The following is a 19,930-nucleotide window of genomic DNA, read 5'->3' as shown; positions in this document are numbered from 1 at the left end:
TTTGTGTACATACATGTTTACAAGTGTCTTGACACTTATATTTACACATGCTTACAATAATCTCAAGAGTTTTTGAATGGAATTATTTTTAAGCAGGGAGGATTTGGTGTGATTTATCTGGACTATGCCGCTTCCACACCTATGTGTGGCGAAGCTTTAAATATGTATAACGTATTAAATAAGGAAATGTTCGGAAATGCCAGCAGTCTCCATGATGCGGGCGGTCAAGCAGCCTATACGCTAGATTACAGCAGGCAACGAATAGCAAATATGATTGGCGGGCAAAAGGAAGGCATCTATTTTACAACAGGGGGAACAGAATCCAATATGTTGGTTGTGCAATCGATCCTGAACGGGTTGCCGCAGCATAAAAAGCATTGGATCATGAGCGCTTTGGAACACCACTCGATGTACAACCTTGCTACTTTGCTGGAACGTCAGGGCTATGAACTGACCATTGTGCAACCCGATCGGGAAGGACGGATGACTCGCGAAACTCTTTTACCTCACCTGAGAGAAGACACCGGACTTGTCTCCGTACAACACGCTAATTCGGAAACGGGACTGGTTCAGGACCTTGCTGCCTTATCTCCCCTGCTACGCGAACGGGGTATCTTGCTGCACAGTGATGCGGTACAGACATTTGGGAATATTCGCGTAGATGTAGAATCCATGGGAGTAGATGCACTCTCTGTATCAAGCCATAAAGTGTATGGCCCCAAAGGTGTCGGTGCTGCATATCTCAAACCCGGAACCCCGTGGCGTCCCGTGTACCCTGATACACTACATGAAAACGGATTTCGTCCTGGAACGGTTAATGTTCCCGGGATTGCAGCCTTTGTCGCGGCGGCAGAAATGATGACCGAACAGATGGAGTCGCATCAGGAGCGATATACTACCCTGAGAAGACACTTTATTACGAAAATTCAGGAAAGATCCATTCCGTTACGTTGGGCCGTACAGGAAAGCGAGAATAAAGCAGTGCTTCATCATATCGTAGGATGTTTTTTTCACGGTTACGAGGGACAATATGTTATGCTGGAATGTAATCGCAAAGGTGTCTGTATATCAACTGGAAGCGCATGTGCTGCCGGACACCACGATCCTTCGCCTGCCTTACAGGCGCTTGGAGCATCCGGCCGTGAAGCGTTACAATTTATCCGTGTTTCTTTCGGAAGAACGACCACCATCGAGGAATTGAATGTATTGGTAGATATTTTGACAGACCTGACGCATCGAAAAGAAAGGAGCTTATCCCGTTGACTGAATCTTTAAAACGGTCAGGTACGGATCGCCGCGAACAGCTACTATTGTGGCTCAAGAGCGAATCACCACTGACCGGGAGCGAACTGGCGCGCAGATCCTCCGTCTCCCGACAAGTAATTGTACAGGATATTTCCCTGTTAAAAGCAAGCCAAGAGCCTATCCTTGCAACAAGTCAAGGATACATTTATATGGAGCCTGCGAGTCAGGCAACTCCCTTAGCCTCACGTATTATTGTGTGTAAACATCGACCTGAACAGACAGAAGAGGAACTAAAGCTGATTGTGGACTACGGTGTAAGTGTGCAGGATGTTATTGTTGAGCATCCGGTATACGGGGATCTGACTGCTCCGATACGGGTTGGCACTCGCAAGGAAGTGGACGATTTTATCCGTAAAATCAGCTCCACCCAGGCCACTTATTTGTCCCAGCTGACGGGAGGCATCCACCTGCACACCTTGAATGCCTCGGATGAAGATAAAATTAATGATGCCTGCGCTGCATTGGAGCAAGCAGGCTTCCTAATGACGGACTAACTTAGTGCGCTAGCGGAGTAAAGAAAATCCTGTCCAGTATGTGGAGTGCAACTGTGCTCCACATGGACGGTATTGTAGGCAGCGAGAAATAAAAAATCCCGGCCCCCTCATATAAGGGAATCGGGAATGAACTATGTGAGCTTAATTTCAAGCAGCTCATATTTAATTACAGCCATGGGTGCATCCACATGAATGATACTGCCCACTTCTTTTCCCAAAAGTGCCTTACCTAAAGGACTTTCATAGGAAATTTTGTTATCAAGAACATCCGCCTCAGCAGGACTTACAATTTTGTATTCCATCTTCTCTGAAAATTCGATGTCATTCAGAATGACAGTCGATCCGATACTAACGGTTCTAAGGTCTAAATTACTCTCATCCACGACCCGGGCTTTGGTCAGCATCTTCTCCAATATGAGAATGCGGGTTTCCATAAACGCTTGATCGTCCTTGGCTGAGTGATACTCACTATTTTCTTTCAAATCGCCGTAGCTGATAGCCAACTTAAGGCGTTCGGCTAGCTCCTTGCGTTTTACGGTCTTCAGTTCCTTAAGCTCATCCTCCAGCTTGGCCAATCCCTCTTTAGTTAACAATACTTCTTCATTCGACATATTTTATCTACAACTCCTATTTCAGCATTTTGCTTAAGTCCAATTCAACGCTCAAAAATACAATAAACGAACTAAACCGTTTCAGTCTAAACATTGCTGATTGAAAACGCTCCTGGGATTTATGCAAATGCTCATTTGGCTTGCTTTATTGTAGTGTACTCTAAATCGGACCAACATGCGAAATAAATTACTGGATAACAGTAGCCAACTGCCTTCAGCCAGGATGATTCTTATAGTAACCAATGCTCTCTTATTCGCATATCGTATGATCATAACGTATATTGATGAGCACATGGAGTGCCGCTGTCCTTGTCTCGAATTTTGTGAAAACCAGGCAGGAGCAGTATATGGCGGGAGGAAGATTCAATGGCTTCCTTAGGAAAGAATGGTAATGGGAACGGGAATCGTAAATCCAAATCCCCCCTCAACGGTCAAAAGAAAAACGGATTAAACAGTAATTCGGCTATCTTTTCTGCGCTTCAAGGAAAAAATGTGGAGGTCCTCGTGGCAGCCCTCCTACTAACAGGAAAACTAAACGTCGATTCCGTGACTTTATACAGACAAGCAACATTGTTTTTAGGACTCACAGGAAAATACAAAACACTAGCATCCACTCCATCCAATGTCGATAATATGGTGAAATTTTTAAATGATAACGGGAATATGACACTGGACCAGGTGATACAAGCCTTTTCACAGAAAATAAATAATTAACAAGTGGCGAAAGGAGACTTATGCGGTGAGTGAGTTTGATGGAGAATATTTTGCAGAGGTTGTCATTATTGTGATTCTAGTTGCCATGTTCTTCTATGGCTCCTCAGATATAGAGGGACTTTCCGCTTCGCCAACCCAATCCTAAAATGATAATTCCCACTTCGAAAAAAATAAAAAAGCATCTATAGACTCTCACGAGGTCAATAGATGCTCTTACTTTTTAACGGCCCATCATTTCTACTTAATGTCCTTTTACTTCTACGCTTATCGTTTGACTAGAAACTTCTCCTGAAGCATTGACTAACTCGGCCCGATACTCATATGTACCCGGCTTTTGATTTTGGATGTTGGTGACTGCACTTTGGGCCTGCGGGCTTTGGCTTGGAAAATCCTGGGCATCGATCAGTTCTCCATTTTCATATAAGTTGTATTTTGTCGCATTCGTGCCCCACCACATGTTCATTGTAAGGGTGTAGGTGCCGTCACCGTCCCAATTGTCATGAGACAGCACTGGAATGCCAGGGGAAGCATCGGTCACTTCGACAGTTAACGGATCGCTGGTCGTTTTACCAGAAGCGTTGATCAGTTCTGCAGTATACGTGTAGATACCATTGGTCTTGCCTGTAACAGGAATGACTGCATGCTGTGCTCCAGGGGAAGCGGCTTGCAACGATTGGGTGCCAATCAGCTTGTCGTTTTCGTACAACTTGAGTTCATCACCATTCGTACCCCACCACAGATTCATGGTGATGTTGTAGTTGCCATCCTTCAGCCCGGTGTCCTGCCCGTTATCATGCGACAGCACAGGCTTACCCGGCACTTCACCTACAGCAGTCTTTTCGACTCTAACGGTTACAGGATTGGATACGACCGTTTTACCGTCCAAGGTGACGCTGGCTGTAATCCCCGCGCTCCCCTCTTTTAGGGCCTTAAGTTCTCCATACGTATCCAGCGAAACGGATTCATGACTGCTGATATACTGAACAGAAGCGCGGCTTAAATCAGCTTCGCTGCCATCTGTCAGCGTACCCTTGAGATGTGTCGCTGCCGTATCCCCAATGTTGAGGGTCGTTTGATCCATTGAAAGCTCTACTTCCTGCAAAGCTGCGCCTGTCTGAGATGAAAAATCATCCAGTCCACGCGGTTTTAACTGATAATTCCCTTTGAAAATCGCCGAAATTCCCTTCAGCTTCACTTGCTGTCCTTCTTGATATGGAAAAGATGTCCGAGTTAAGCCTGTACGTGCATCGACGCGCACATGGTGACTTACTTCACCAGATACTGCATCAAATTCAAACGAACCTACGGGAGTGGCGTCTATCACATTACGAATCATTGCCGTAGGAAGCTCAACCAACTGTCCTTGGTTCGCATCACTGAGTTCGGTGACTTGTACAGCTTCCGGAAGTTGTCCTTCTCCCGTTTTTTCAATTGCCACTGGATCGGTTAACTCTAGCTCACTATTATACAGTGCCAAGCTTGCTGTAAGCTTTACTCGATCCCCTTGGTGAAAGCCGCTTTGGTTCTGATATACATAAATACCGCCACTTACATCCTGCATGTAAAAGGCTTGACCACCGAATGCACCTGGTTCTGTCGTCACAACACCCTCTAAGGTCACGACTTTGCCAGCCGGGAGATTCCGTGCTTCTGCGACACTGATACGAGCTGGAACCGTATTGCCTTCCTCAGGCAACGGCTGGGCCGGGACATCAGCCAGCACGACGGATTGGGTCAGCAGATTGCTGCCGTTTTGCCTCAGTCTAAGATTAGCTGAACCACTGGTTCCCGGCTTGATCCGCACCGTCAAGTCCTTATAGGCATGGCCTTTGCCGTTGGACTCCAGGCTAAATGTTCCGCTATAGCCGTAAGAGGTCGGCCAGCTTCCATCCGGATTTTGAATTTGGGCTACTTGATTGCCGCCTGCAACATAAATACCTGTGCTGAATCCGCTAATCGTGCTGTTAGGAGCCAGTTGGTCGGCAGTAACCCGAATTTGAAAAGGCTGTGCATTGGGCAGCTGCTCTTGACGAACGATGCTGTACACTGGTTGCGCACTGGCTGTAGATCCGCCATAGGACCCTGCTTTGAATGTTCGCTGATCCCACCAGTTGTAGCCGGCTGCGGGAGCGGACCAAGGCTCGGCTTGTGGTTCCGTGGAAGTCTGTGGCTCTTCAAAAGGCAGTAATGCCGTCGGCTGGTCTAGCTGTAAGCTTTTCACTTCCGTCAGGCTGCTATACTCCTCCTTCTTGGACAACCAGTCTACGATATTGACCAGTAACACAGCGTCATCCTGCTCCTTAAAGCCGTCATACGTTGTCTTCTTGGTTCCTGTCTCTTCGCGCAAATATTTTGGCGTTGCATCTTCGACAGGAGACGAGTCCCCAATGAAAGCAGCTTTGCCTAGCCCTACTTTCGATACAGCTGCATAAGGTCCTTCCGGAATGCCGCCTCCGTTATAAACGCCCTGATCTACCGCGTTGCCCCAAGCCTGATTGGTTTTAGGAAGATATACGATTCCCTTGGCTTTCGCTGGGTCGATAATTGCGAGTGTTGATCCTGCATGCATTGCGACATTGCTCACTCCAGCTGTAATGCCGAACGCCTGCGCTGGCTCGACAATCTGATTGGCCGTGATATCGCCTAATGCATTGTAGCGAAAGCGCACACCAAACTGGCTGCCCAGCCAATCTGAGCTGACTACGCCCTGCATTGCTGCCGAGCTTTTTTCTTCCGCACTCATTCCCTTCGCAGGGTCTTCCCATGCACCACGACGATAGCCATTAATGCTCTCCGATCCGTCCCAGCGATTCTTGTTTCGGTCCGCGTTATAATGATCTCCAATGAAAAAAATACTATTGCCTGCTTTTACATACTGCTCCATTGCAGCCTGCTCGCTCTGTTTAAAAGGAATATTCGGCTCTGCCGTAACAAATACATCATAATTTTTTAGATCATTGTAAGTAATAGGCGTAGATTGGCGAAGCTCGTGTACATCATAGCCATTACTCGCGAGGGCTTGGCCAAAGTCTGAAAATCCACCATCAATCACCCAATCTGCTGCGCCAGCTGTCTGTCCATGTGTATTATCAAACAGCACTTTTTTACCAGCGTTCTCATTGACCACTTTCGCTGCAATGAAGGGGGCTGGGTCCGCCGGACCTTCTGCCCGTGCCGGTTGCATGCTGCCCGCAACACCAACGTACAACGATAAAGTGAAAACCATAGCAGTTGCGTATTTGAAGCTACGGGATGTAAAACGACGAAAGATTCCCATTATTTTCCTCCTGTTTGTTGGTTTAAAGCCCCTCTGGGGGGCATCAGATACAAATTTTAGCATTCATTTATGTTCGAATATGCATTGTTTTGTAAATCTTTAGGAATAATGAATAGGAAGGAAATTCCAATAAAAAAGATATATCGTATGCAGCAAGGTGAGTACCGCAAATAGGATTTTCCCGGCAGCCCGGGTTCTTCTTTCCCCTGTAATCAGCTTTGCGCCATTCACGATTAATACCCACACGGCAATGAGTGCTGAAATGAGTGGCAGCGTGCAAATTCCCCAGATATACCACGCGGAATAGCCATACACGATCTGATTGTTACCATAGATGACCTGCACCCCGAGAAAAATCGTATTTAGTGACGCAATGAATGCAAGGTTGGACGAAATGTGATTATTCGTTTTACGGATATCTCTGATCACATATCTTACGATCCAAATCAGCAAGGTCGTGATGAAAAATAAGGAGGCGGCAGCGTAGCTGACAAGCAGAGTCCAGGTACGGTGCCAAAGTGTCGTCTGCTTCATGGTCTTACTATCCGGGGCAACCATCATCCACGTACCGTTTTCCTGATACAGCAAAATTTTAAGCTGGCCCCCCTTTTCCACAAACAATCCATCGCCTGCTGCTTGAAAAACTTTGTCTGTTGCTTCATTCTCATTTGGGTATTTTCCTTTAACAATTAACGTATGATCATCTTGAATTCGCACGGTGTATGTAATGTTTCCTAGTATCCGAATCCATTTTCCCCACCCATGAACAGGATTAGAATCCACCTGATATACGCCCTCAATCTCTGGCGAAAGCTTCACTTGAGTGGAAGAACGAGCTAGTGACTGCGAAACGGCCTTCGGCTCTGAGGGCAGCATTTGGGCTATCGCATGGATGACTTTTCCATGAAGCAGGGTGTCCGTGTCAGCTGAATTAATGATCACAAAAATACCAATCTTTTGCGACGGAATCAGTACCATTTCGGAAATAAAATCATCAATTTCCCCGGTAGCCCACAGCATAGGTACTCCCGTCTCCAATTGACCACGGAAAAATCCGTAGCCTACGCCATCCAGGCGTGCATCGACTGCAAATTGCTGCGCATGCATCACTTTTACCGTATGTGGCTGGAGCACCACTTTGCCCTCATACTTGCCCTGGTTTAAATGAGTGATCAGATAATGGGAAAACTCGTTGGGTGTGACGTTCAACGCTCCTGCTCCCGGCAGATTGATATATGACAAAGGCTGTTTCAAATACGCTCCATCCTTCCACTGATACGATTGGGCCAGTGCCGGATGATTTAACGGCAATTCCAGCGTCGCGCTGGGCATATTCATCGGCTGGAACAGATGTGTACGGAGGTAATCATTCAGTCTCTGACCGCTTACTTGCTCCACGATATTACCGATCAGACCGTAGGCGACATTGCTGTAATCATACTGAATTCCAGGTTTGCGGATGGGAGGCTGATTTTGAAAATACGTGCTGAGATACTGCTCTGTGGGCAAAACGCCTGCCCGAGTCGAGCTGTTAATGTCGTACAGCGCTTCATCCAATCCTGAGGTATGTGTCAAAAGCTGATGCAAATTGACAGGCTGATTTTGGTATTGCGTAGTTTTATAGCTGTGGAGATAGCTGTTCACGTCTTCATTCAAATCAAGCTTGTTTTGCTCAACCAGCTGCATCGTGGCGCTTGCACTAAATGATTTGGTTAGAGAGCCGACACGAACAATGGTCTTCGCTGGATCGAATGCCACTTTCCGCTCCAGATCTGCATATCCATAGCCTTTACTAAAAAGGATTTGGTTTTCTTGGGTCACGACGACCGCAGCCCCCGGAATATGCAATTTTTCCAATTCTGTATTCATGATATCGTCCACTGTTTTTTCCAATGAATCAGGTGTTATGCTGTCTGTTGCCCATGCCGAAGCAATGAGCAGGTTCCAGAGAAACAACGCTGCTAAAAATGCGGATAGGTAGCAAATGCCTTTATTCTTCATATTGAAGTACCATCCTTACGTATGAAGTTGATTTAATGATTTGAACCGTGCGGTGATTGCATAGCGAGCAGATATTTATACTCCGTATGGAAGCCATCAGCATGGCGCTATGGAATCATCGCACTTCCCATCGCGGGAGTGCACATGATAAAGCGAATCCTGATCGAATCGTGTAAGCAGAAGGCTTCTTACCTGTCGATCAGGATTCATGTGTTACAGATTAAAAATTAGTGATTCCGTTCGTTGCATCACCGACCATAGATTTTCAAGATTTATGATGTGCCAAATCTTGTGTCATGTCTTTGTCCGTGTTCCGAGTTATCTTTTGTATTGTGGAACGGATACTTTTTACATTTTCCTCGATAAATCCGGGTTCCAGTAGTTCATAATGATTACCAATCAAGCTATGCTCTTCATAGCTACCTTGTGTAGCGTCTTTCCATAAAAGTCGATTATCTCCTGTACCCCTCACCGTTTCCGATCCAACGGCGACAAAGCCGTGAATATTCGCCTGAACGCTCTCTGTATTCACAAGCTGGTTGCCATACACCGCGTAAGCGATCATTTTACGTTGGTACGTTTCATTCAACAGCTCACGGTAGGAGTCGGGAACCTGTTCCAGCATGTCATGAATTTCATGCTCTGTTTCTTCAACTGTGAAGGCCAGGGCTTCCGCCCTTTTGACCGAATCGAGCATAAAAATATCGGATACAGCATGACCTTGACGTTCCAGTGTGTCAGCAACCTTATGCGCCAGATTACCACCTATAGAATAACCAAGCAGCACATACGGACCTTGCGCTTGCGTGCTGACGATCAAATCAACGTAACGTGCCAGCATGGCCTGCTCATCCGCAGCATCATCCACGAACTCCAATCCATACACGACTGCGTCCTGATCCAGTTGTTTCGCCAGCTCCGCGAACGACAGCCCGTATCCAAGCATAGGAGGAAAGCAGAAGATGGAGATCGGACCGTGTTCATTCAATCGAATGATTGGACTATCGGCCTTGTATTCCAGATCGGCTTTCAATAATGTGAGCGCCTGCTCTTCTATAGTCGGGAAGTCCATAACACTACGGATGGGAAGCTCAATGTCTGTGGCAAGGTGAACCTTGCGTATAAGCTCCAGTACTTTCAAGGAATGTCCACCCAACGTGAAAAAGTCATCATGGATACCCACTTGTGGAATTTCAAGCACTTCCTGCCAAATGGATGCCAGCAACTGCTCCACATCGGTTCGCGGTGCGACATATTCTATACCCGTGTGCAGCCCTTTGTCCGGCACAGGTAAAGCTTTGCGGTCGATTTTGCCGTTTGTCGTCAGCGGAAACCGATCCAGCTGTACAAATGCGGATGGAATCATATAGCTCGGCAGACTGGCCGACATCGCAGCTCGAATCTCACGGATGGTCAGCTGTTCATCAGCAGTAAAGTAAGCACATAATTGCTGCTGACCTGCTCCATCCCGCAAAGCAATAACCACGCTATCCCGCACGGACGGTACACTTGCCAGCCGCGCCTCCACCTCACCCAGCTCAATCCGGTAACCGCGAATTTTAACCTGTTGATCAATCCGTCCAGCGTATTCCAGTATGCCGTCTTCACGCCAGCGAACAAGGTCTCCCGTACAGTACAGGCGATCTCCATCCCTCCACGGGTTAGCAAGAAATCTCTCAGCCGTCAGCTCAGGACGATTTAGATAACCACGTGCAACTCCGTCTCCGCCGACGACCAGCTCACCCCAAGCTCCGACCGGTTGCAGGTTAAATGACGAATCTACAACATACGCCGTCGAATTGCAGATGGGCCGTCCGATCGGCACAGAATCCAGCTGTTCTTCCGTAATGTGATACGTCGTCGAAAAGGTTGTGTTTTCCGTTGGCCCATAGCCGTTAATGATGTTCATGTCCGGATTATCGCGCAGGACCCGGTTAATATGGGGTGCAGACAAAACATCACCACCAACCAACAAATACTTCACATCGCCGAAAAGTTTACTATCCTGCTGTGAAAGCTGATTAAATAACGGTGTGGTCAGCCACATCATGGTGACGCGATGATACCGTATCGTCTCTTTAAGCTTGGCCGCGTCCAATAGATCATCCTTATGCACAAGAACAAGCTGACCACCATTCAGTAGCGCACCCCAAATTTCAAACGTAGATACATCAAATACAAACGCGCAAGTCTGCAGCATTCGGGTCGATTCATCAAATGGCACATAATCCGTATTGCGGACAAGGCGCACGACACTTTGATGCTCAACTACGACACCCTTAGGCTTACCTGTTGAACCTGAGGTATAAATAACATAAGCAGCATGATTACCCGCTCCATCTATACCCAGATTGGAAGCATCTGCACTGTAGGACGTATCCTCATTCAGATTGACAATCTGTCCGTCAAAATAGCAACGATCCAGTAAATCCTGCTGAGCCAGCAGCAGCTTAGCTCCCGAGTCCTCCAGCATATAACGGATACGGTCCTCCGGATATTGAGGGTCTACCGGCACATACGCGCCTCCAGCCTTCAAAATAGCGAGTGTTCCCGTAATCATGTCCAGTGAGCGCTCCGTCAAAATGCCAACAGGTTCATCGGATTTCACCCCTGCCTCACGTAGCGTATGCGCTAAACGGTTGGCTGTCTCATTGAGTTCTCGATAGGTCAATGATTGATGACCCAAAGCTACAGCAATATGATCCGGCGTGCGCTCTGCCTGCTCCTCAAACAGTTTTTGGATCGTGTGATTGCTTGGATATGCAGAGACAGTGTCATTAAACTCTCCTGTAATTTGTTGTTTTTCCGCCGCTGTAACCAGTTCCAGCTCTTCTACGCAAACATTCGGGTTAAGCAAAACTTGCTCCAACAGATTCACAAAATGCCCATGCAGACGCTTAATGCCTGTTTGATCATAACTTAACGCATTATACATAAAACGAATCTTGATGCATTCTCCCGGCATAACGACTAAGCTCAGATCATAGTTAGTCTGCTCTGCAGCCACCACGTTGGAAATCGGGAATGTATCCTGCCCGTCACTTCCCAGTTCTTCGACCTGCTCATCTACCGGATAATTTTCAAACACCATAATATGGTTAATTAAATCCTGTTTCTGGTCGGTCAATGCCTGAATCTCAAACAGTGGATACGTATCATACGCATGAGAAGCCAGCGCCTGCTCCTGTGTTTTCTTCATAACTTCTGCAAAAGATTCCCCTACCTCACTAAGAATGCGAACTGGAATGGTATTAATGAACAAGCCGATAATATCCTCTATCCCGATAATATCCGATGGACGGCCTGAGACGACACTACCAAATACGACATCACTGTGGTTGTTATATTTTTGCAGCACAATCCCCCAGACGGTTTGTAATAACGTATTCATGGTCACCTGATATCGCTTAGCCGTCTCCTCCACCCGGAGGGTCAACTCACGTTCCAAAACCGTCACCCAATCACTAGCCGTGTTGCCTCCACTTTTGCGACCGGATTTTACAGCTGGTAATGCTGTTTGCTGCTCATATCCAGATAAATAGCTGCTCCAGTAGTCGGTTGCCGCCTTGGCATCCTGTGCTTCCAGCCATTCAATAAAGCGGCTGTACGGCACTGCCGGTGCCAGCTCTGGTACTCTGCCCTCCTGAAGTGCTGCATAGCTTTCAAACACTTCTTTATTTATAAGGGACAGGCACCAGCCGTCCATGACGATATGATGGAAGCTCCATACAAAATGATAGCTGTCTTCTCCGGTACGTAAAATCGCTACACGCAGCAGGACATCCCGACGCAGATCAAAGCCCCGTGCTTTATCTTGTAGCTTGAAATTTTTCACCCAGGTATCTATTTCATCCTCATCCAGATGGTGTAAATCTTCATATTGAAAGCCGCAATCCCGATTTCGATACACCACCTGCAACGGTTCCGTATCTCTGCCAAAATAAAAATGTGTACGCAGCGCCTCATGTCGCCGAACCAGAATATTCAGGCTTTCTGCAAAAGCCCGAATGTCCATCTGACCTCGCATATCATAAGAAACCTGCTCAAAATATGCGTCATTCGCAGCTGCTTGACTATCTAGCTGGCTGTGAAACAGCATCCCTTTCTGCATGGGGGTCAGTGCATATACATTGTCGATCTCACCCGCAGCACCCATTTCAGATAAGAGGCTGTCCAACCCCTCCACACTCATTCCTTTATAAGAAATATCACTTGGGGTAAGCTCCGGGTGTTCTTTATGGATGCAATGCGCCAAAATTTCACGCAGGCTCGATTCCAGGAATTTCGCCAATCGCTCGATGGTCTCCGGTCTATAGCTGGTACGACTATAGCTAATCGTCAGACCCAGTTGGCCTCCCGAAATAATGCCGCCAAAATCCAGCGTATACGTTCGAGCCATGGTCGGGCTCAGCGGCATCCCACCCTCATATGAGGATGATTGCAAGTCGTTCCCTTTCATATCCTGATCGAACTGTCCCAAATAGTTAAAGCTGATTTCGGGATCTGTCGTAAATATGGCTGGAGATGCCTCCGGTGCCTGTGTCTGACGGTCGGATAAATATTTCAGTACACCGTAGCCAATCCCTTTTTGCGGAATGCCACGCAGTCCTTCCTTCACACGCTTAATCCGTTGCGAAAGTGCCAGTTCTTCCGGCATATCGAGCAAAACAGGATATTGGCTTGTAAACCACCCTATCGTTCGAGTAATGTCCACCTCTGGTAAAATGGCTTCACGTCCATGTCCCTCTAGATTTATCAGGAAACGATCATTTCCACTCCATGCTTGCAATGCCATTCCTACCGCCGTCAACAACAGGTCATTAATTTCTGTACGGTAGGCACGATTGGCCTGCTTGAGCAGCTGCTCTGTCTCTGCATGTGTCCACAAAGCAGTAACCGACTCACTATCGCCAATCAATGGCTTTTCGTGCTCGTTATGCCCATAATCCTGCGGCAAAGAAGCCAGTTCCGCTTGTGCAAGTTTCCCCCAATACGCTCGCTCATGTTCCATAGCTGGACTGTTGGCATAAGCGTGCAGCTGCTCGGCCCATGTTTGGAACGAATCTGTTTTATGAGGCAGCTGAATCACCTGTTCACCCTTGGAGGCTTGATCATAAGCAGTCGCCAAATCCTCGAATAAAATGCGCCAGGATACCCCGTCTACAACCAAATGATGAATCACGACCAGCAGATGATCTCCATCTGGGCAACGGAACAGCCCCAGTCTCATCAGCGGACCTTCGCTTAGGGAAATACCAGATTGAATTTCATTACATTTCGCTTCAATTATCTTCGCCAAATCTTGCTTGTTTACATCGCTGTCATTATAGTCAAAGCATTCCAGATGGTACGGTTCGCCTTCCTCTACATTGCGGTTCCATGCTGTACATCCGTTCTCCGACAAACTAAAAACCATACGCAATGCATCATGGTGCGAAGTAATCTGATGGAGCGCCCGCCGTAGTGCCTGTTCGTCATAGCCTTCCTGACGATAGAGCATGACAGATTGGTTAAAATAGTGTGGTTCTTCCGTTGGCTGTTCAAAAAACCAGCGCTGAATCGGTGTAAGCACTACATTTCCTGTAACCTCGCCCTGCTCGGCTATTCGGTTAACAGGCTGAATATATGTGCTTAGTCCCGCAATTGTCGGGTATTTGAACAAGTCCTTCATTTCCAGCTTGTATCCGACCTGAAACAAGCGGGACGATACTTGGATGGCCTTGATGGAGTCACCACCCAAATGGAAAAAGTTATCCTGTATTCCGACTTTCGGGATACCAAGAATGGCTCCCCAAGCCGTAGCCAGTGCCTGTTGGACATCCGTCTCGGGTGCCACATAATCCATACCTGTATCGAGATTGTGCTCAGGTGCGGGCAGTGCCCTGCGGTCTACTTTGCCATTCAGCGTCAAAGGCAGTCTGGAGAGCTGCACAAAGTAGGACGGCACCATATAGCCAGGCAGATCCTGCGACAAAATGCTACGTAAGTCGCTGGCGCTCAATTCACTGTCTGTTGCAAAATAGGCACACAGCTGTTTTTGTCCGTGATCGTCCTGCCGCACGGTAACAACCGATTCCTTCACACCTGGAATCGTGGACAAACGGGTTTCAATTTCACCCAGTTCGATGCGGTAGCCGCGAATTTTGACCTGTTCATCCATTCTTCCCTTGTACTCCAGTACACCATCAGCACGCCAACGCACTAAGTCTCCTGTACGATAGCAATATTCTCCAGACCGGAATGGACTTTCAATAAATTTTTCCGCCGTAAGCTCGGGCCGATTCAGATATCCTCGCCCAACACCGTCGCCACCGACGATCAGCTCTCCCCAGGCCCCGATAGGTTGCAGCTTCAACGAACGATTGACCACATAAGCGGTCGAGTGATCAATTGGACGTCCAATGGGAATAGCCTGGGTTTGCGGTTCTGTAATGTCATAGATGGTGGAAAAGGTGGTGTTCTCCGTCGGACCATAAATATTGGCCAGGCGAAGCTGCGGGTACTCCTTCAACACACGATTGACGTGTGGTACAGACAACACATCACCACCCACGAGCAACTCCTTCAAGGACGCAAACACTCCGATTTCTTGCTGCGAATACTGATTGAATAAAGCCGTAGTCATGAACATCGTGTTAACACGATACTTGTCAATTGCCTGTTTGAGCTTGGAGGCATCCAGAATAGTGTCATGGCTTACCACATACAGTTGTCCCCCGTTCAGCAGCGTTCCCCAGATTTCATATGTGGAGGCATCGAACACAACTGCGCCCAATTGCAGCATACGTGTATTTTCATCAAGCATGGCATAGCTTTTGTTTTTCACTAGGCGCACGACATTACGGTGCTCAATCATCACGCCTTTCGGCTTGCCTGTCGTACCAGAGGTGTAGATCACGTACGCAAGATCGGAGGAAGATCCCCCTGTTGTAATCGCAATTGTTCCATCCGTCTGAGCGTCACATTCAGATTTGCTATTGCATCGCTGTACATCACTCAAATCGATGACCGGAATGCCGGGTTCAAAAGGAATCTGCTCACGTCGCTGTAACAGTAACAGCCCCGCACTGGAATCCTCCAGTAAATAACGGATACGCTCTTCAGGATAATCAGGATCAATGGGAACGTAAGCCCCTCCGACCTTCAAAATCGCCAGCATACCGACGACCATTTCAATGGAGCGTTCAGCCATAATCCCTACTCGCTGTGTCTCTGGCTCGGACCCGCGCTGTATCCCATGGGAAGCGAGTATGCGTGCCAGACGGTCGGCACGTTCATTCAGCTCGCGGTAGGTAAGCTGCATGTCCGCAAAGGTGATGGCCAGCCGATCTGGTGATTGCGCTACCTGTTCCTCGAACAGCACATGCAGTGCTTGATCTCGTGGATACGGATAGTCTGCTACCGTATCATTGAATCTCTGCACAAGCAGCTCTTTTTCTTGGGCCGAAACCATTTCTATAGCCGAAAGAGCGATATCCGGCTGTTTTATAACCGCATTGATAAGCTGCTGCAAATGTTCAGTCAGTCGTTCAATGGTTTCCCGTTTGTACAGCCGAGTTCCGTATTGAAGAGCGCAGGAAATTTGTTCTTCATCCTCCACTGCGAACAGACTCAAATCAAATTTGGCCGTCGTTTGCTCACTTGGATAAGATGCCAATTGCAGCCCCGCCAGCTGCTGCTCTTTTTGCTCTATGTTTTGTAGTGCAAACATGGTATCAAATAACGGATTACGGCTTAAATCTCGATCTACGCCCAGCTTCTCCACCAGCTCTTCAAACGGATAATCCTGATGTTCAAAAGCCTTTAACGCGTTTTCCTTGACCTCCAACACATAATCGCGGAACGTTTTCCCGCCTTCTGGATAATTACGGATTGCCAGTGTATTCACGAACATCCCGATCAGACTGCCAAGATCCGCATGAGGCCGCCCTGCAATTGGCGAACCGACAATAATATCCTCCTGCCCGCTATAGTGGCTAAGCAAAGCCGAATAGGCAGCCAACAGCACCATATATAATGTCGATTCCGTCTGCACCGCAATGCTTTTTAAGCCTTTGCTTTGTCGTTGGTCAAGCGTAAATTCCAGCACATCTCCTTCAAAGCTTCTCACCGCTGGGCGTGGATAATCAGTCGGTAGATCAAGCACAGGTAGCTCTCCTGCGAAGGTATTGAGCCAGTAGTTTTCCTGTTCCCGGTAGCGTTCACTTTGCTGCTGCTTCTGTTGCCAAGCGGCGTAGTCTTTATACTGAATGCGTAGCGATGGCAGCGTGTCGCCTGCATATAAATGAATAAAGTCCTGAATTAGTACATTTATAGAGGTGCCGTCCGAAATGATATGATGCATGTCCATCAGCAAAATATAATGCTCTGGGTCTGTTTCAATCAAACCAACTCGGAATAACGGGGCCTGCCCCAGATCGAATGGTTGGACAAAGTTACGTACCAGCTCATCCGTTTCCTTTGGGGCAGCTCCGTGAGCATAGGTCAATTCCATGCAAAAAGGAACCTCGTCATGTACTCGCTGGACAGGTTCACCGTTCATGGTCTCAAAACTTGTGCGCAATGTTTCATGGCGGTCAATAAGCTGACGGAACGCGTTATCCAGTGCCTTGTGATCAAGTGAACCGGTCAGAGTCAGGGCACCAGGTATGTTATAGCTAATTCCCGCTCCATCAAGCTGATTGAGGATATACATCCGTTTCTGGGCTGAAGAAACCGCATAAAATGGCTTATTCTCCGTAACAGGGATGGATTCATAGGTGGTTTGCTCCAGTGCTTCAATAACCTGCGCCAGCTGTTCAATTGTTGGATGCTGGAACAGATCCTTTAGCTGCACATTTTTATGCAATTCCTTATAGATGAGTGATATGACATGTGTCGCCCGCAGGGAATGTCCTCCTGCCTCAAAAAAGTTATCCTTAATCCCAATGCGCTCAAGCTCCAGCACATCTTTCCAGATGCTAGCCAGTTGTGCTTGTAATTGATTTTGAGGAGGTACATATTCTGCGCCTGAGCTTACACCTCCCTCTGGTTGTGGCAACGCTCGGCGATCCACCTTGCCATTGGGCGTCAGTGGCAATTGCTCCAGCTGCACAAAATACGACGGTACCATGTAGCCCGGTAGCTCCTGGCTCAAAGCACTACGCAGCTCACTTGTCGCTACTTCCGCATGGGTGACCACATATGCGCAGAGCAGCTTTTGCCCCTGCTCATCTTCATGTGCAATTACAACAGCTTCTCGGACTGCCTCCAGCTTCAACAGCTGTGCTTCCACCTCGCCCAGCTCAATCCGGTAACCTCGAATTTTCACCTGCGCGTCGATTCGTCCCTTATATTCCAGCGTCCCGTCCGCATTCCAACGCACCAGGTCCCCTGTTCGATAGCAGCGTTCGCCGCCACGGAACGGACTGTCAATGAACTTTTCGGTCGTCAGTTCTGGGCGGTTGCGGTATCCGCGAGCCACCCCGTCACCGCCGACAATCAGTTCTCCCCACGCTCCAACAGGCTGGAGCTGCATCGAACCGTCCACGACATATGCCGTCGAGTTATGGATCGGGCTACCAATGGGCACAGATGCCGATTGAACGCCGGTAATGGCATGTGTGGTGGAAAAGGTCGTATTTTCCGTCGGACCGTAGCCGTTAATGATATGTAGATTCGGATGGGCCTCCAATACCCGGTTAATATGCGGTACGGACAGCACATCACCACCAACCAATAGCTCCCGCATCCCCTCAAATAGTTCCAAATCCTGCTGGGATAGCTGATTAAAGAGTGGTGCGGTCAGCCACATCGTGGTAATGCCGTGATTGCGAACAACTTCCTTGAGCTTGGGCGCGTCCAAAATAACATCCTGACTCACCAGCACCAGCTGTCCACCGTTCAATAACGCACCCCAAATTTCGAAGGTGGACGCGTCAAAGACAACAGACCCGGTCTGCAAAATGCGCGTGTCGGCATTCAAGCGTGCATAATTTGTGTTTGTCACCAAACGCACGACATTACGGTGCTCCACCATAACCCCTTTGGGCTGGCCTGTAGTCCCTGAGGTGTACATAATATAGGCCAAGCGACCAGCTGCGCTCGCTTTCGGTTGTTCTTCAGCTGCATAAGCGTGCTGTATTTGTTTTGCTTGTTCTGATTGCGTAGCTTTGGGTTGCATGTTTTCTGGTTGTATGGTTGTCGTAGAAGCAAGTTCGGGACTGGCGGAAATGGAGTAGAACGGATCTAGGCAGTCCACGTATCCCGGATCAGTATTCGTTCCGTGATCATTCGGCAAAATGGGATCATAACGATCAGCATCATCCGTTCCATAAATTGCAGCATCGCTAAGGTCAAGCACCCTTCCCTTAAAATCAGTGGGCCGATGTTCCATTCGCTGCACGAGCAGTATGTCCGCACCGGAATCCTTCAGCAAATAGCGTACACGCTCATCCGGGTAATCAGAATCAATGGGTACATATGCTCCACCTGCTTTGAGAATTCCGAGCATACCGACAATCATCTCAATCGAGCGTTCAGCTACAATGCCGACCGTCTGCTCGGTGCGGATTCCCTGCTTACGTAAAGAATGAGCCAGTCGGTTGGCCTTTTCATTCAATTCTGCATAGGTTAGGCTATCTTGCCCACACACTACCGCCACCTGCTGTGGTGCCTGCTTCGCCTGTTTCTCGAACAATTCATGAATAGACGCATGACGTGGATAATCCACATTTGTATCGTTGAAGGTATGGACCAGCTGCTCTACTTCTTGCTCTGACAGCACTTGTGTTGTGGAAATTGCCAACTCTGGCTGCTGCAAAACAATAGTGTACAGCCGCAGAAGCTGCTCAACAAAGTGCTCAATCGTCGTCTCGCTATAACGGTTGCTATTATACTTTACGTTCAGGGAGACCGCTTCATGTTCCCATTGAAACTGGAGATCTAGTTCAGATTGTACGTGATTCAAAAAATCAGAAATATGAATATTTTGCAAGGATACTGTGGTGTGAATAAGAGGCTTTCCATCCTCATTACGTTGAATGTCAAGTAATTCAGAATAGTTCCAAAAAGGAATGTTTTGATGTTCAATAGCTTCGCCGACAGAGGTTTTGATTTGAGACAGCAAGGCTTTGAAGGTTGTGCTGGAATCCAGCGTATTTTTCAATAAAAGCAGATGGTTGATCGGCTTTGTAGCACCGTTGCTAGACTTGGCTACCGGAATGCCCAGCAGCACACGTTCCTCACATGTGTATTTATGCAATAAGCTCTCTACTCCAGCAAGCAGGACCATAAACACGGCCCATGGAGCGCCACCTGTTATAGATGATATTCTTTGGGAAATTTCAGATGGAAATGTGAGTGTGTACGTATGGGAATTTAAACTTGTTGCAGTTGTACTTCCGGACACCTGGTTGGTGTAGGGTAGGCAGATGATATGATCCTCAGATTCCAGTTTATGACTCCAGTAATTTTTTTCCTTCTCAAATAAGGCTTTCAATGACATCCCTCCTGCTTCTCGGGGCCTGTTCCCCCGGTTGGATGGTGCG

7 protein-coding genes are annotated in these 19,930 nt (G+C 47.8%); 3 read left to right on the top strand and 4 right to left on the bottom strand.

All coding sequences use genetic code 11. The features are described from left to right. Positions 1–108 precede the first annotated feature (108 nt). Positions 109–1,263, top strand: coding sequence for an IscS subfamily cysteine desulfurase (locus tag ACWGXJ_RS11635; RefSeq protein ID WP_250261466.1), 1,155 nt, complete (start codon positions 109–111; stop codon positions 1,261–1,263). Continuing rightward, positions 1,260–1,799 carry a transcription repressor NadR gene (locus ACWGXJ_RS11630; RefSeq protein WP_039274627.1) on the top strand — a complete coding sequence of 180 codons (540 nt, stop codon included), beginning with the start codon at positions 1,260–1,262 and terminating at the stop codon, positions 1,797–1,799. The genes ACWGXJ_RS11635 and ACWGXJ_RS11630 overlap by 4 nt, the downstream gene beginning before the upstream one ends. 131 nt (positions 1,800–1,930) lie before the next feature. On the opposite strand, the gene greA is transcribed toward ACWGXJ_RS11630, so the two are convergent. After that, a complete protein-coding gene (greA, locus tag ACWGXJ_RS11625) occupies positions 1,931–2,410 on the bottom strand; it encodes a transcription elongation factor GreA (protein ID WP_013310174.1) in 480 nt (159 codons plus the stop codon). Between the two features lie 366 nt (positions 2,411–2,776). On the opposite strand from greA, the gene ACWGXJ_RS11620 reads away from it, so the two are divergent. After that, on the top strand, positions 2,777–3,124 hold the full coding sequence (locus tag ACWGXJ_RS11620; RefSeq protein ID WP_025721144.1) for a hypothetical protein: 348 nt from the start codon (positions 2,777–2,779) through the stop codon (positions 3,122–3,124). A 241-nt stretch (positions 3,125–3,365) separates the two neighbouring features. On the opposite strand, the gene ACWGXJ_RS11615 is transcribed toward ACWGXJ_RS11620, so the two are convergent. The 3 genes from ACWGXJ_RS11615 to ACWGXJ_RS11605 all read right to left on the bottom strand — a co-directional run bounded on the left by ACWGXJ_RS11615 (position 3,366) and on the right by ACWGXJ_RS11605 (position 19,881). Further along, on the bottom strand, positions 3,366–6,401 hold the full coding sequence (locus ACWGXJ_RS11615) for an endonuclease (RefSeq protein ID WP_452566778.1): 3,036 nt from the start codon (positions 6,399–6,401) through the stop codon (positions 3,366–3,368). 99 nt (positions 6,402–6,500) lie between these two features. Then, complete coding sequence (locus tag ACWGXJ_RS11610; protein ID WP_452566777.1) at positions 6,501–8,402, bottom strand: serine hydrolase domain-containing protein; 1,902 nt, start codon at positions 8,400–8,402, stop codon at positions 6,501–6,503. Positions 8,403–8,667: 265 nt separating this feature from the next. Next, complete coding sequence (locus ACWGXJ_RS11605) at positions 8,668–19,881, bottom strand: amino acid adenylation domain-containing protein (protein WP_452566776.1); 11,214 nt, start codon at positions 19,879–19,881, stop codon at positions 8,668–8,670. Positions 19,882–19,930 lie beyond the last annotated feature (49 nt).

The organism is Paenibacillus sp. S33, assembly GCF_053615415.1.
The sequence above is the reverse complement of the archived record's forward strand: the minus strand, read 5'-3'. Positions and strand labels throughout refer to the sequence as shown.